The organism is Arthrobacter sp. 92, from assembly GCF_050260325.1.
Lineage (GTDB): Bacteria > Actinomycetota > Actinomycetes > Actinomycetales > Micrococcaceae > Arthrobacter.
This window is the reverse complement of sequence record NZ_CP189863.1, coordinates 1,925,823-1,940,000: the sequence shown is the minus strand read 5'-3', so window position 1 is coordinate 1,940,000 and position 14,178 is coordinate 1,925,823. Positions and strand designations below refer to the sequence as shown.

The window sequence follows — 14,178 nt, the reverse complement described above, 5'->3', positions numbered from 1 at the left end:
CGCTCTGGGACGGCATGCTGGACGCGATCTCCTATCCCAACGTCGATGAGACGATCAGTCTGATTGCCAACTTCCAGGCCCCGGCGATCCGCGACCAGCTCATGGCCGATATCCCGGGAATCGACGAACCGATGGACCGGGTTCTCCTGGCACAAACAGACGGCGGCCCACAGTGGTCCCGGGTCGAATGGGCGCAGCAGCTGTTGCTCCATGCGTACACGCACAGCAGCACCAAACATTCGGCGCCTATCCTCACCGCCATCGCCTTCGTCAACTGGTGGGAGGGCCGAGGCAGCAAAGCCCACCAGTTCCTGCAACTCGCCCTCGAAGCTGACCCCGCCTACCGTTTGGCCAGACTCAGCGACCTAATGATCGGCTCCGGAGTGGTCGCAGGCTGGAACATGGACAAGGACCGGGCCTTCCGGCCCCGGGGCCTCGAAACCTCGTAGCCGCGCAGTTACAGGGATACGGACGACGACGCCGGGACGTTCCGGAGCCAGCTCTCCACCGCCGCGTCCCAGCCGTCCGGATCAGCATTCCACTCCTGTGTGTGCTCGGCGGAGGGGAACGTGAGCAGCGCTGCCAGCCCGGGGCGTCAAAGTCAGGCGGATCAACCAAACCACGACCGGCCCCGGAAGAAGAGTCCGGATCCCACACACCTGCACGTTGTCGACGGATCGGACGCCACAGCCGCAGATACCCCAAAGACGTCCCCGCTGAACCCGGGACGTCCAACGACACCGACGATCCGGGCCGCAAAGTCATGCCCCCTGCAACAGAGAACTGCATGAAGTGGTGTCGGCAGAACCAGGAGGATAGGGACCAAAATGCAGGTGGAAATTCCTTCGTGCACAAAGGTGTGCACAATGTGCACACCCCTTTGGCCGGACAAACACGCGAGGAGCGCACTCTGCTTGGCTCACAGCAAGCATCTATCCACGGAGGATCGTCGAAGGCACTTCGGCCTAGTCATGTCGTCACCACAACTCCTGCCCATGAACGAGTGCGGGCCAACAACTGGCTACCGGAAACAGCAGGAAGGGACGGCAAATAACCCCACATCCCAGCAGGCGGAAGGTCCACCAGCCAGGACCCTGACCCCGCCAGCCACACAACCGAACAGGCGACAGCGGCGCCAGGCACAGACCGCGGCCAGCGTCAGAGGGACCCGCGGAGGGTCAATGTCCACACATTAAAGCAAAAACCCCTCTGACGAGGGGTTATGCGTGCCCGAGGTGGGACTCGAAGTGCATTCCAACCCTAGCGAACACTGGGAAGTCCCGAAAACATCCGGAGTCCGGCCCAGCCCGGAATCAGTACGACCCGGTCCGACGCCCAATGTGTGCACAATGTGCACAACCCCAAATTTGCCTTTCTGCGCACTCCAAACGCCAACCGCGTTCCCCACGGAGGGAACGCGGGTTTTCTCGGCACTGGAGCGAGTGGGACTAGCGACGGGTTCGTTCCGTCCTAAGTTGTGGGTGACGCCGTCTGCAAAGGCCGGAGCATGCCGGGAGGCCCAACAATGGTCGACAAAGCAGGCAGTTTGACCGCGGACAAGACCAGTTTGGCCGGGACTAGTGGGCGTTGGCCTGCGCGTCCTCGATGACGTCGTACCAGACAGTCCGGTGGCCTACCTGCTGTAGCTCGTCGAGCCTTGCGCGTGTGGAGAGAAAGGCGGGATCTTCGTGCCAACCCTCCCAGTCCCGTTGGCTTCTCCAGGTCCCGATGATGACCCGAGTGTCGGGTGCGTCAGCAGGGGAGAGCAACTGACCGGAGATCCAGCCCTCCCTGTCGTGGGCTGATCTGAAGCGTTCTCGGATCAGTTGGTCCCACTCTTCCGCGGAGTCGGAACGGAGCTGCATGGTGCTGACGACGGTCATCATGGAACCTCCTCGAAGGATCGGCTGTGCGAGTGCCGTCTGGACAGATTCTCAGGTTTAGATGCCGGCCGTCAACGGGATGGGCTGCTGCACTCTCAGGTCGGTCGACACGGCCATCACGAGTGCCGCCCAGCACTGCCCGATAACCTGCGCGCTACCTAACCGGCGGCACATTGTCTAGAGTTCCCATGACAGCAGTCCCTCCCCCTGGTCTTCCTCGCGAGCGCGATTCGGTGTCTTGGGCGGCATGGTCGGCCTGGGCGGCGCCGAGTTCCGGCTTCCCCTGCTGATCGGGGTGTTCGGCCTTGCCGCGCTGCAGGCCATCATCATGAAGCCTTGGGCTTGATCGTCGTCATCACGGCCCTGCCCGCCAGGCTCTTCGCCGTACCGCCCAGCGAACTCTCCCCGCACCGGTGCATCGTGCTGAACCTGCTCGCAGGAAGCCTCCTCGGCGACTGGATCGGCGCCCACCGGGCCACCAAACTCAAATTCAAAACGCTCTTCCGCATCATCGCCGTCCTGCTCGTCCTGATCGCGGACGCTAGATCCCGCTCCCCGGACGGTGCTCGGCGTCGCAGCCGGGATCCTCATCGGGCCCGCGGCCGCACTGATGGGAGTCGCTGGCGGCGAACTGCTGATCCCCACGATTGTGCTGCTCTACGGCACCGACATCAAGATCGCCGGCAGCCTCTCCCTGGCCGTGTCACTGCTCACCATACTCGTCGCGTTCGCCCGCTTCAGCCGTGACAAGAGCTTCGCCGTGCTCGGGCAAAGCAAGCCCTTCCTCATCACTATGACGCTCGGCTCCACACCGGAACCGGTCCTCGGCGGCCTGCGCATGGGGGCCTGGTATCGAACCTGGTCCTCATCCCCTTGCTCGTCCAGCTCCTGCTGCTGTCCTCCATCAAAGTCTGGAACCACGATTAACCACGGGGCCGTCACACCCCAACCGACACCGGGTATAAGCCGGTACGCATGGTGCCAGAAATCACGGAAATGAGAGCATCAGCACCACTGGCACAGTCTGCGAGAATAATACGGAACTGCCAACTCAAGTGAGACGCCTGGTGCGGGATCTGTCTCACTAAACCTGGCAAGACCCCAGGCCGGCGGTACACCAACTTAACTGAGACCGGACAGACGGACTTTGATACCGCCGCCCGCCGGTTATTCCCCGCTCCGGGGATTGCCATGGGTTTAGGGCTCGCAGCGAGGCCAGTCCGTCGCACGCGCAGCCCTCCACCCACCTAAACCAGCCCACACAACAGTCGTCGGCAGACCCAGGACTCACCAACCCAAGGCGCCCCACGGCTAATTCCATTGAACGAAATCAGCCCCAGTTGTAGGGCCTCGATTACGCCGGGTCACCGGCAGAGCAGGGAATATTGCATTGACGCAGTTTGCCCGTGCGGCGGGTCCTCCTCGTAGTGCGGAGACTATAGTCTCCCGGTCTGCGCTGAACCTGCGCAGGTACTACCCCTGAGCGCGCGCAATCAGCAGCATCCATCAAATTAGATCGCGTCAAAAAGGTCGCGCGCGCCAATGGCAACCATGGCGCGGTCGGTGACCTCGTCAATGCCGCCGATGCCGTCCACCTTGGTGAGGATCCGACGGTCGCCGTACTTGGCCACAACGGCTTCGGTCTGCGCGTGGTAAAGATCCAGGCGGTGACGGATGACGGCCTCATTGTCGTCGCTGCGGCCGGTTTCTTTGGCACGGCCCAGCAGCCGCGCAACAAGCTCCTCGTCGTTAGCGGTCAGTTGCAGGACGATGTCGAACTTCTGGTCACCATCGGCCAGGATCTCGTCCAGGTAGTCAACCTGCGCCGTGGTGCGGGGGTAGCCGTCCAGGAGGAAGCCGCCCTCGACATCGCCCTCGCTCAGCCGGTCGCGGACCATCTTGTTGGTCACGCTGTCCGGAACAAAGTCTCCCGCGTCCAGGTATTTCTTGGCCTCGACGCCCAGCGGCGTTTCACCCTTGACGTTCGCGCGGAAGATGTCGCCGGTGGAGATCGCAACGACGCCCAGGCGCCCGGAAATGCGTTCCGCCTGCGTACCCTTGCCGGAACCAGGAGGTCCGACAATTAGCATTCTTGTCATGAATTGTCCTGTCATTGATTCTGTTCTTGGTCCGCGCTCGGGACCGTCAGACCAGGGAGTGTCCCCAGCTGAACGCGATCCGTTGACGGAGGGATTGCTTCGCGTGGGCAATCCCATGGGGTGGTTGCAGCGATATGGTTTCTCGGTATTCTGTCCCTTCTGCAGGGTCTGGGGATCCCAGCACCGGTGATCGCTATGGCCCTGGAGCTCAAGAGTTGGGAAACATGGGCCAAACGGCACTCATTGCCTGCTTTGTCCTCGGCCTGCTTGCTGTCCTAGGTTAGGTCTTGTGGATCTGAGCGAATAGGAAAGAGTGACGGACTCACATGAAGCTCGCAGACTCCCTCAACCGACCAACCGATCCAGACAGGCGGCTTCTCCCCCAGAGTGATATGCCGGCGGGAACACCGATAGGGAAGATTACGCCAGCCCAGGTCCCACTGGGTTTGCCTGTCGTTGTCTGGTGCGCTCGTTCGTGACTCCGTCCCACCGCTTCACCAGACCGGACTCAATTTCGAAGAGGTCTAGGACGCGGCCCACGGTGTGGTTGATTATGTCGTCGATCGACTGCGGCCGCGTGTAGAGCGCAGGCACGGGCGGAGCGATGACCGCTCCCAGCTCGCTCAGATCGGCCATCGTCCTCAGGTGGTTGCGATGCAGCGGGGTCTCCCGCACCATCAGGACCAGCCTTCGGCGTTCCTTCAACACGACGTCGGCTGAACGCGCCAGTAGCGATGAGGTCATTCCCGAGGCGATCTCGGACATTGTCTTGATCGAGCACGGTGCGACAATCATGCCCATCGTGCGGAACGATCCGCTTGCGATGGTCGCCCCGATGTCCTGGTTTGGGTGGACGACGTCGGCAAGCGCCTCAAGGTCAGTCATGCGGAGGTCGGTCTCCTGGGCCAGCGTTAGGCGTCCGGCCTTGCTGACGATGAGATGCGTCTCGATTGGGGTATCACGGAGCAGCTCGAGGAGCCGGACGCCGTATGCGGCGCCCGAGGCTCCGGACATCCCAACTATCAGGCGGGGGGTCAGGTCAGGCATCTTCATTTTGATCCTCCAGTGGTTTTTGTATTGGGACGGTGGTGAATGCGGTAGTGGACAACTGCAGCGCTCGAAGCTTCCCGGCAAGTACATCAATAAATGTCGTTTCGGCCAGGGTGCTTGGACGTCTGGGGTTACTCAGACACAACATGCGTCTTGAGACCCCCGGCGCCGCCAGTCCGTACACGCGGAGTGTCCCCTGCACGAGTCCGCGGTTGACCATGCCGGCGGGAAGGATTGAGACCCAGTTGGTCCGTTGAATGAGTTCCTCGATGACGCTCGTGTCATCGATCTCGAGCTGCGGACGCACCTCGATTGAGTGAGCGCGAAGTACATCTTCGATGGCCTTCCGCAGGCCGTGGCGTCGTGAGGGCAGAACGAGGTTGAGCGAAGCCAGGGCGTGGAGCGGCACAGGGGTCGGGACCAACATTGCCGTTCTTGCTCCGGTAGTGACCACCAACTCCTCGTCCAGGATTTCGCAGGCGACGAAGTCATCCTGGCCGAAGGTCTGGTTGATGACCACACAGTCGAGTTCGCCCGTGCGGAGCTTCTCGACCAGCTCACTACTGAACCCAGTGGTCACGTAGATCTGGACCTCCGGATAGTGTTCCACGAAGTGTGCCAGCGTGTCCGACAACGCTGCGTTGGCCGCCGATGCGATCAGTCCGACACGGATCGAGCCCGTCATCTCCGGACCATTTCCCAGAAGTTCCTGGCGCGCGCGGACGAGTTGGTCCAGCAGTGGTGAGAAGAGCTCGAAGGCGTGCTCTCCGGCCGCTGTGGGCGTCATGCCCTTGGGCGTCCGCTCGAACAGCGTCTGGCCGAGCTCGCTCTCGAGCTTCGCGATCTGCATGGACAAGGCCGGCTGGACAATATTGAGGCGCTGTGCCGCACGGGTGACGCTCCCCTCGCGGTACAGGCAAGCGAAATACGTGAGCTGTCTCAGTTCCACCGCCGCCCCCTATCAGACATTGCCTACACGTTGTTCCCAGTCGACGGGGGCAGACGTCACTATCTGGTCGAGATCGAGTTCTTCCTGGCCCGGCACGCGGATCCGCGTGAACTTCATCGGGGGTGCGTCCACCGGGACGGTAGCATCAAGGCCCATCTTCGAACCGAACCCGTCGTCAGTTGAAGGGTCCAGCTTGGAGCCCTGTGCCCCGTGGACGACGATCAGATCACGGTCGGCCTGGAACCTTGTGGCGACAGCCCATTCCACCTCGGCAGGGTTGTGAACGTCGACATCGGTGTCGACAACAGTGACATGTTTGATGTCATAGTGCATTCCGAGTGCTCCGAGGATGACGTTCTTCGCCTCGCCCGCCTTGGGCCGGTCGACCTGTACGGAGAGGTGGTATCGGCACGTGCCGCCCCGGGAGAGATGGACGTCCTTGACGCACGGGAAGCTGCGCCGGAGGTGGGACAGGAAGGACGCCTCTCGCGGGATCCCTCCGAGCAGGAGATGCTCGAGGCTTCCTCCGACGATCGTGTGGTAGATGGGTGACGTCCGGTGGGTAAGCGCGTCCACCTCGATGACATGGCGCTCCGCCCGCTCGCCGTAGTACTGCGGGAACTCGCCGAACGGTCCCTCGGGCTCGCGGGTATTGGCAAGCAGTCGGCCCTCGAGGACGAACTCGGCATCGGCGGGGACGCGCACCTCGTTGGTGACGCATTTGGTCACCGGGAGGGGAGATCCGCGCAGCGCACCGGAGATCTCGAGCTCGTCGTGGTCAATCGGCACAATCGCCTGTGAGGCCATAAGGGTCAGGGGGTCCACCCCGACGACGATGGCGATGTCCAGGTCCGCGCCCTCTCGTTCCTGCTGGTGGAAGAAGGCGAGTGTGTGGCGTGGCAGGAGCAAGGCACCCAGCCGGTCGGGGCCGCTGACCTGAAGGCGGTGGATTGAAACGTTCTGCACACCAGTGTCTGGCCGTCGCGCGATGAGCAGCCCGGCTGTGATGTAGGCCCCGTGATCGTGCTCGTTGTGGGTAGGGATCGGAAGCTGCTTCTCCAGATCGACATCGTGGTGGACGACTTGCTGGCAGGGCGCGTCCGCCACTTCGATCCACGGCACCGGGCTGAGACAGGCATTCTCGAAGTTGGAGATCAGCTCTTCCTGTCCAACGCCTGCCGCCTCGGCCATCCAAGACCGCTGGGACAGCAGTCCGGAGACAACGGGCACGACATGTGCGCTGGGTTTGGGGAAGATCGAGGCACTCGTACCGTCCAGACGGTTGGCGACCCCGGCGACGCCGAAACGCAGATCAATGCCCGGCTCGGTCAGAGACAGGCGCCCGGAGGCCTGCAGATGGTCGAGCCAGCCGCGCAGGCTTGCGCCGACGGGTACGTCGGTGGTGCTCATAGGCTTCTTCGCTGCGTCCTGCAAAGCCTGCTCTGGTGACGGACTCATCTTCCTGCTCCTTCAGTTGGCCGGTTGCGCTCCAGGCCATGTCTCGTTTTCGGTTGGTACTGATCTCGATGCCCGCACGTCCTCCCAGACGATGCTCGCGGTGCCGGTCCCCTCTCGGTGCCGATGCCAGGGATGAGCTGGCGGGGCCATGGCTCGCGGGTTACGTGCGTCCGTTGGCCTGCAAGGTTGCGCCCGGCTCGACGTCATCACCGGTACGCGGGTCTTGCTGATTCTTTGGTGACAGCTCGAGGGTGTCGGTTCCTCGGGGTTTGAAGATCTGGCAAATCGTCATAATCACTATCGGTGTTGCAACCGCGACGTATGCATTGTCGATGCCGTAGGGGTTGCCGGCCAGGAACCAGCCAATGGTGGTCACCAGTGATGCGATGATCGAGGCGAATGCACCGGCCCGGGTGCCGTAGCCGGGCTTGAAGAACATCAGAACGACGAGCACAGCAAGCGATGCGCGTAATGACTTCGCGAGGAACGTAATGGTCAGGACGTTGGATGCGGTGAGGGCGAGGGAGATCGGGATGACGCCGGTGACGACGGTGGCTATCCGGATGAACACGAGGTTTTTCCGCGCGTCCTGTCCCGGGTTGAAGAAGCGTTGGTAGAAGTCTTTTAGCAGCAGGGTTGACGAGCCGATCGTCAGTGCAGCGATCGTGCCGAACATCGCCCCTGCCAGACCCGCAATGACGAAGCCGGCGAGCAGCGGGTCGATATCGGCAGTGAGGGCCGGCAGGGCTTGGATGGAGTTGATCTTCGGATAGAGCACAGCACTGCACATACCCACGACGGCGGCAAGGAGTCCGAACGGGATGAGGACCAGCGACGAGTAAAAGGCGGCGCGGCGTGCCTTGTTCGGGTCCTCGACGGTAGTGATGGCCTGGACGACGTACTGGGTGGCGAAGATCGCTCCGATCCCTGCAATGAGCCATGCGAAGATTTGGGGCCAACCGACTCCGTCGATGGAAAACATATTTTCCGGAAGTTTGGCCCTGAGTCCGCTGATGCCACCTACGCGCGACATGCCGATTACCGCGAGGAGGACGACGCTTCCGAGCTTCACGATCGTGTGGACCACGTTAGTGTAGATGACCGACCGCATCCCGCCGATGCTGACGTAGAGCGTGGCGAGGACCCCGACCAGGACGATCGCCAGCGATTTGTCGATCTGGAGGAGGTTGGCCAGAATGGCACCGCCGCTTGCATAGACCGAAACCGCTACGATCAGCAGGGCGCAGACCATGATCACTGAGGTGGCTGTGCGCACCCGTTCACCATAGGTGCGGGCCAGCGCTCCTGAGATCGTGATCTCGCCGAGCGTCTTGAAGCGCTTGGCGAGCAGCCAGGAGAACAGGATGAAGCCGAGGCCCAGGGCGACTATGTTCCATGCCGCGGAGATTCCGACTTTATACGCCTCCTGGGCGGTGCCGATGCTGGCGGAGGTCCCGATGAATTCCGAGGCTAGGAGGACGCCGATCAGTACGGCGGGAAATGCCTTGCCGCCGCTGGTGAAGCTTTCCGAGGTCCGGGAAGAGCGGCGGACGAAGTAACTGATCGCTGCGAGCACCGCCATATAGGCAACGACGACGAGCATGACTAACCAAACGGATTTCATCCATGTCTCCTAGTTCCGGGGCCCATAACGTGAGCCACGCCACAACGACCGTATGTCTTGGACCATTGCACGTCTAATACCGTTTAGCTATCCGCCGTATCACTCCCCCTGATAGGTCCTGAGGTGATCGGTGCCCGGGGCAGCGCCTGACGCGCTTGTCGGGACCAAGCCCGTGGCAGCGGTCGGGAACCTCATTGAGCAGCGTGCCGCTGCGGCGGGCTGATCCGGGGTGCCAAAGACCCTAGGGCGTCCCTCTGGCTTTAAGCAGGGCAGAGACCCGCCGTGCGACCATCCGCGGAATAGTCCCGCCGCTTTGAACCGTGCGACGCCTACCAAGCAAGGAGGCGCCGAATGGCAGTTTAACTATCAGCCTGTCCGTTAACTCCGATGCCAACCCATTCCACGTCTCCGTCCTCAAAGAACTGCTCTTTCCAAATCGGCAGCGGGAATTTCACACCTTCCACGAGATCCCGGCAGGCATCGAAGGCGTCGCCGCGGTGGGCCGCGTACACCGCTGCGACAAGGGCCGCGTCCCCGACCTTCAGCTCGCCTACACGGTGAGCGGCCCAGAGCCTGACGCCGTCGTACTTTCCAGCGACCTCGGCAGCAATATCCTCGATCACACGATTCGAGCTCGGGTGTGCGCTGTAGTTCAGACGCGGCCGCCGCGGCGGCCGTCGTGGTTGCGGACCACGCCGCTGAAGCTCACGACGGCACCGCACTCCTCCTCTGCCACCGCGGCGAGGGCCGTGTCCAGGCTGATAGCGGTGTTACTGACCACGGGGGTAACCACTTTGCTGATCCGGGGACTCTTCGCTTCATCGCCGACCATGTTTGTTTACCCCTTCCAGTTGGCTGTAAAAACTTGAACCTAACGGCAACCACCCTGTCGACTGGGAGGAGATTGCTGCTCAAGGTGGCCTAGTCCTCGTGGTCGTCCTCGTTGAAGTACAACAGCAGGCTGGCCGTGACACAGGGGTTCTCCCTCACGTGTTCCAATGCGACGTTCAAATCCTGCTGTGCTTGTGCAAGGTACCTAAAGGTCTTAATAAGAAATATACGTCTGATTCGGACCATATACAAAGGATGGTCGAGAAAGGGGCGTAACCTCGAGACATGAGTGTTTCAATGCGTCCGCCGCCTGCGGGCTCCCGGTCCCCGGCAGGAGGTCTCGCGGACCGGTACGGCCGGCGAGCGACTGATATGCGATTGTCCCTCACGGACAAGTGCAATCTGCGCTGCACCTACTGCATGCCGGAAGAGGGCCTGGCGTGGCTGAGCAAGAACCAGATCATGACGGCCGATGAGATCGTGCGTCTGGTGGGCATCGGTGTGGACTTTCTGGGCATTCGTGAGTTGCGGCTTACCGGGGGTGAGCCCCTTGTGCGGCGGGACCTGGTCGAGATCCTTGTCCGGTTGCGGCACAATCACCCTGAGCTGCCGATCTCCATGACGACCAATGGGATCGGTCTGGCCAAGAAGGCTCGGGCGCTTAAGGATGCTGGCCTCAGCCGGATCAACGTCTCATTGGATTCGCTGCACGCTGAAACCTTCAGGGCCCTGACCCGCCGCCCCTTCTTGGATCAGGTGTTGGCCGGCGTCACGGAGGCCGCCAGGGTGCAAATCGGCTTGGTGAAGGTCAATGCAGTGCTGATGCGAGGCATCAACGACCATGAGGCTGTGCACCTACTGTCCTGGGCCGTGGCCAGCGGCTTCGAATTGCGATTCATCGAGCAGATGCCGCTGGACGCGGACCATGGCTGGACCCGGGAGAACATGATTACGGCAGCCGAAATCCGGGTCCGGTTGGAGGAATCCTTCTTGCTCACGCCGGACCTGAGGCAACGCGACGGCGCCCCTGCCGAGCGCTGGCAGGTTCGTGCCAAGGACGCACCCGATGTCGTACTGGGCACCGTGGGGATAATCGCCTCAGTTACCGAGCCGTTTTGCTCCGATTGCAAACGCACTCGGGTCACCGCAGAGGGCAAGATCATGAGCTGCCTGTTCTCGCGTGAGGAAACCGACCTTCTGGGTCTGTTCCGCACGGGCGCCACAGACACGGACATCGCCCAGCGCTGGTCAGAGGCGATGTGGCTCAAGCCGAAGGCCCACGGTATGGACCACACCGGGCTCGGCGGCGTTGACTTCGTCCAGTCAGACCGCTCTATGAGTGCGATAGGCGGCTGAATGCTGGTCAGATACTTTGCGGCCGCGATGCATGCCGCGCAGGTGGCGGAGGAAACGATATCGTGCGGCGACGTCAACTCCAACAGCTGGGCTGCAGGCGGTGTGTCCCTCGGCGCACTGCTGGATCGGATTTTGGAACTCCATCCCCCTTCCGATGACCCCACGAGGCCGTCCCTGGCTCAGGTGCTGGACCTGAGCAGCTTCCTGGTGGACGAAGTCAGCGTCCGCGACAGGAATACCTCACTGGCCGAGTCTGCAACCGTGGACATTCTGCCGCCATTCGCCGGAGGATAAGGCTCCGCGCCTCCGGGCGCTGTCCCCCGGCGCGGCGGCGGAAGTGGTGCGCCGGGGTCGGCATCCTGGGCTCTGGTGAGGAACCGAAACCCGACAAAGTGTCCAGTGGCAACTTCGAGACCGAGGACCGCTCGGAGCTAAAAGCGCACGCGGGCACCGGCGCTTCTGGACGTGCGGGCAGCGCAGTAACAGCGTGTGTTATTTTAGGGCCCACGGATTCACGCCGTCTCGAAGCCACCGGATGGTACCCATCCAGAACGTGTCGCGAAAGCTGCTGTGGAAAGGCGAGAAGTGCCCAATCTCTGCTCTCCCGAAGTCCTGCGGTTTCAGCTGCACCAGGATGGCGGAGCTGTTGGGGTAGTAGTAGCTCAGGCCCCGGAGGACAGCAGTTTCTGTTGCGAACGGATCATCTGTGGCGGCCACGGCAAGCGTCGGGGCAGTGAATGAAGCCCGATGCGCCCGCATCATCTCGCGGGCATGACCTGCTCCCCCGGTGGTGAAGTCCCTCGGGCTCCGTGCCCAGTCCATGGCTACGCCCTGCGGTAAATCCTCGAGCCAGCCGAGTCGCTTGCCCGGAAAGTAGCCGTTCCAGATCGCCAAAGCAGGCATCAGGATGTGCCAGCGCCACCAGAGTCCTAGCCGATGACCGGGGCGGTAGTCCCGCCAGTAGGCATGTTGAGCGCCCACTGTCAGCAGCCGGTTAATCCGTCGACCATTGCGCGCTAATCCGACGCTAAACCCACCAAAACTGTGGCCGACGACATGCAGATGCTTTTCAGCGCAGTTGATCTGAGCCCATTCCAGAACCGCATCAAGGTCCTTCAGAGCCCAGTCGTACCAGCTGGCCTGCAGATTCTTTAAAGTGGATTCCCTGGACTCACCGATACCCCGGTAGTCGAAGGTGATCGACGTGAACCCGTTCTCCGCAAGAAAAGCTGCATAGCGGTGATAGTAGGTTGCTTTGACTCCGGTGGCGCCGGCAATAACAACGACTGCCCCAAGTCCTCCTTCTTCCGAGGAACCGGGCTCCCATAGATGTCCTCGCAGTACATAGCCGTCGTCACAGGAAATTGCCAGAGAGACAGGTTCCATCGCAGAACGTCCTTTCGCTTGGTCTCAGCCCGGCCACGCATGGCAAAGTTGGTCGTTCCTCACCGGCCTGGCCTTCCGATGGTTCCGCTCGGCCGTTTCAGGGAGGCCGATGGCCTGATCAGGTCCAGGGATGTTCGCTATGGTCTGCGTGGACTTTTGCGAGCACTGTAGCGCAGCTGGTTCAACGGCTCACAGGATTGCCCAGCGCGGCCGGGGGCGGCCCGGAATCAGCTCCAATGCTGTTGGGCGTGCCTGTGGATGCGACCGATGTTTGGAGCGGTGTAGGGGCAGGCTGATGAATTCGGGCCGGTGTGGACTGTGGGCAGCGCCGGCTGAGTCCGTTCCCGAAAACGGGCCGGTCGCGTTGCGCTCACAGCATTAGGCATGTGGGGTCCTGTTGATCGTGCCCTTGCCGTTTTTCGCTGGCGGCGGACCGACATCGTGCGCATGGGATCTTTCCAAACGGCCACGGGTTTCCGGGCTTGTCAGGACCACCGCGATGAAGACGAGCGTCGATGCCGCGAGGAAGATCGCCAGCCTGATTGGAATATCCCCCACGGTCGGGCTCAGCAGATTCACGAACGTCGGCAGCAGGCCGCCGAGCATGAAGCCGGTGTTCCAGGTGATGGCCGTTCCCCGCGACCTGATTGCGGTCGGATAGCGTTCGTTCAGGAAGACCATCAATGGTGCGTAAGCCGCGTTGGCGAAGCACGCCAGCAGGCAGCTCAGCGCCAGAATCGTCCCTGTGGAGGATGGATCCGACCCGGCGATTGCGATCGTGAGCAGCGGGAGCGCGACGATGTTGATGACGCCGAAGATCAGCATGGTCTTGCGGCGGCCGATCCGTTGGCTCAGCTCGCCAGCGCCGGTGGCCGCAACAATGACCACGAGACTCGCGCCGAGCAGAATCCAGCCGCGTTCAACTGTGGGCACCTTGACGACCGGTCCGAGCAGGGTGGGCAGGAATCCCGAGGTGAGGTAGTACTGCGCGCCGGCACCTGCCGCCAGAGCGATGTTGAGCAGGGTGATGGCCCGGTATTTGCCGGTCAGCAGGTCTTTGAACCGCAAATTCTGGGCGGGGGCAGCTGCCGGTGAAGTCTTGGCGGCTTCCTGGGCCTCGAGCCACATCGGGGACTCCTCGACCTTGCTGAGCACGAACAGGCTCAGGAGCGCGCCCAGCAGCCCGGTGAAGAACATCACACGCCAGCCCCATTCATCGAACGCGTCCCCCGGGTAGAGGTGGCCGACCACAATGAACGTGACACTGGCCATGGTCGCGCCGACGCCGGCGCCGCCTCCGCCGATCAGGCCGCTCATCAGGCCGCGCCATCGTTCCGGCACGCTCTCTGTGCCAAGCGTGTGCGTCGTGGCTGTCACGCCGCCGACGAAAAGGCCCTGCCCCCCTCAGGATCAGGAAGATGATAGGTGCCCCGACACCGATGGCGGCGTACGTCGGGACGAGCCCCATTGCCGCTGTTGAGAGTCCGACGCCGGCGAGTACGGTGACCATGATCTTCTTACGGCCGATACGGTCGGCCAGTT

Annotated in this window: 13 protein-coding genes and 1 pseudogene; 4 read left to right on the top strand and 10 right to left on the bottom strand. The window is 62.2% G+C overall.

The features are described from left to right. Nucleotides 1–14: 14 nt before the first annotated feature. Nucleotides 15–449, top strand: coding sequence for a DUF4192 family protein (locus ACP4XC_RS08915; RefSeq protein ID WP_427174561.1), 435 nt, complete (start codon nt 15–17; stop codon nt 447–449). Between the two features lie 1,128 nt (nt 450–1,577). Here the strand turns inward: ACP4XC_RS08915 and ACP4XC_RS08910 are convergent. Next, nucleotides 1,578–1,886: an antibiotic biosynthesis monooxygenase family protein gene (locus tag ACP4XC_RS08910; protein ID WP_427174558.1), complete on the bottom strand. Its 309-nt coding sequence runs from the start codon at nt 1,884–1,886 to the stop codon at nt 1,578–1,580. Nucleotides 1,887–2,445: 559 nt separating this feature from the next. On the opposite strand from ACP4XC_RS08910, the gene ACP4XC_RS08905 reads away from it, so the two are divergent. Further along, nucleotides 2,446–2,883: a hypothetical protein gene (locus ACP4XC_RS08905; protein ID WP_427174557.1), complete on the top strand. Its 438-nt coding sequence runs from the start codon at nt 2,446–2,448 to the stop codon at nt 2,881–2,883. 511 nt (nt 2,884–3,394) lie between these two features. Here ACP4XC_RS08905 and ACP4XC_RS08900 read toward each other — a convergent pair. The 7 genes from ACP4XC_RS08900 to ACP4XC_RS08870 all read right to left on the bottom strand — a co-directional run bounded on the left by ACP4XC_RS08900 (nt 3,395) and on the right by ACP4XC_RS08870 (nt 9,895). Next, entirely contained in the window at nt 3,395–3,973 is a 579-nt protein-coding gene (locus tag ACP4XC_RS08900; RefSeq protein WP_427175062.1) for an adenylate kinase, read from the bottom strand. A 429-nt stretch (nt 3,974–4,402) separates the two neighbouring features. Next, nucleotides 4,403–5,029 carry a UbiX family flavin prenyltransferase gene (locus ACP4XC_RS08895; RefSeq protein ID WP_427174554.1) on the bottom strand — a complete coding sequence of 209 codons (627 nt, stop codon included), beginning with the start codon at nt 5,027–5,029 and terminating at the stop codon, nt 4,403–4,405. Beyond that, complete coding sequence (locus ACP4XC_RS08890) at nt 5,022–5,981, bottom strand: LysR family transcriptional regulator (protein WP_427174553.1); 960 nt, start codon at nt 5,979–5,981, stop codon at nt 5,022–5,024. Before ACP4XC_RS08890 ends, ACP4XC_RS08895 begins: the two co-directional genes overlap by 8 nt. A gap of 12 nt (nt 5,982–5,993) precedes the next feature. Continuing rightward, nucleotides 5,994–7,439, bottom strand: coding sequence for a UbiD family decarboxylase (locus tag ACP4XC_RS08885; RefSeq protein ID WP_427174552.1), 1,446 nt, complete (start codon nt 7,437–7,439; stop codon nt 5,994–5,996). A gap of 160 nt (nt 7,440–7,599) precedes the next feature. Beyond that, nucleotides 7,600–9,063: a sodium:solute symporter family protein gene (locus tag ACP4XC_RS08880; RefSeq protein ID WP_427174550.1), complete on the bottom strand. Its 1,464-nt coding sequence runs from the start codon at nt 9,061–9,063 to the stop codon at nt 7,600–7,602. A gap of 359 nt (nt 9,064–9,422) precedes the next feature. Beyond that, nucleotides 9,423–9,686, bottom strand: coding sequence for a molybdenum cofactor biosynthesis protein MoaE (locus tag ACP4XC_RS08875; protein ID WP_427174549.1), 264 nt, complete (start codon nt 9,684–9,686; stop codon nt 9,423–9,425). A 29-nt stretch (nt 9,687–9,715) separates the two neighbouring features. After that, on the bottom strand, nt 9,716–9,895 hold the full coding sequence (locus ACP4XC_RS08870; protein ID WP_427174548.1) for a molybdenum cofactor biosynthesis protein MoaE: 180 nt from the start codon (nt 9,893–9,895) through the stop codon (nt 9,716–9,718). Between the two features lie 284 nt (nt 9,896–10,179). On the opposite strand from ACP4XC_RS08870, the gene moaA reads away from it, so the two are divergent. Together moaA and ACP4XC_RS08860 are read left to right on the top strand one after the other, a co-directional pair. Further along, nucleotides 10,180–11,250 (top strand): GTP 3',8-cyclase MoaA, encoded by a 1,071-nt coding sequence (gene moaA / locus ACP4XC_RS08865; protein ID WP_427174547.1) that lies wholly within the window; start codon nt 10,180–10,182, stop codon nt 11,248–11,250. After that, nucleotides 11,251–11,544: a MoaD/ThiS family protein gene (locus ACP4XC_RS08860; RefSeq protein ID WP_427174546.1), complete on the top strand. Its 294-nt coding sequence runs from the start codon at nt 11,251–11,253 to the stop codon at nt 11,542–11,544. A gap of 198 nt (nt 11,545–11,742) precedes the next feature. Here ACP4XC_RS08860 and ACP4XC_RS08855 read toward each other — a convergent pair whose 3' ends face one another. Continuing rightward, entirely contained in the window at nt 11,743–12,636 is an 894-nt protein-coding gene (locus ACP4XC_RS08855) for an alpha/beta hydrolase family protein (protein ID WP_427174545.1), read from the bottom strand. Between the two features lie 378 nt (nt 12,637–13,014). Then, a pseudogene (locus tag ACP4XC_RS08850) lies at nt 13,015–14,019 on the bottom strand (MFS transporter); the annotation flags it as partial. Nucleotides 14,020–14,178: the final 159 nt, after the last annotated feature.

Coding starts and splice junctions, on each gene's coding strand:
- ACP4XC_RS08915 (WP_427174561.1), top strand. CDS start 15: ATGCTGGACGCGATCTCCTATCCCAACGTCGATGAGACGATCAGTCTG.
- ACP4XC_RS08910 (WP_427174558.1), bottom strand. CDS start 1,886: ATGATGACCGTCGTCAGCACCATGCAGCTCCGTTCCGACTCCGCGGAA.
- ACP4XC_RS08900 (WP_427175062.1), bottom strand. CDS start 3,973: ATGCTAATTGTCGGACCTCCTGGTTCCGGCAAGGGTACGCAGGCGGAA.
- ACP4XC_RS08895 (WP_427174554.1), bottom strand. CDS start 5,029: ATGCCTGACCTGACCCCCCGCCTGATAGTTGGGATGTCCGGAGCCTCG.
- ACP4XC_RS08885 (WP_427174552.1), bottom strand. CDS start 7,439: ATGAGTCCGTCACCAGAGCAGGCTTTGCAGGACGCAGCGAAGAAGCCT.
- ACP4XC_RS08880 (WP_427174550.1), bottom strand. CDS start 9,063: ATGAAATCCGTTTGGTTAGTCATGCTCGTCGTCGTTGCCTATATGGCG.
- ACP4XC_RS08870 (WP_427174548.1), bottom strand. CDS start 9,895: ATGGTCGGCGATGAAGCGAAGAGTCCCCGGATCAGCAAAGTGGTTACC.
- moaA (WP_427174547.1), top strand. CDS start 10,180: ATGAGTGTTTCAATGCGTCCGCCGCCTGCGGGCTCCCGGTCCCCGGCA.
- ACP4XC_RS08860 (WP_427174546.1), top strand. CDS start 11,251: ATGCTGGTCAGATACTTTGCGGCCGCGATGCATGCCGCGCAGGTGGCG.
- ACP4XC_RS08855 (WP_427174545.1), bottom strand. CDS start 12,636: ATGGAACCTGTCTCTCTGGCAATTTCCTGTGACGACGGCTATGTACTG.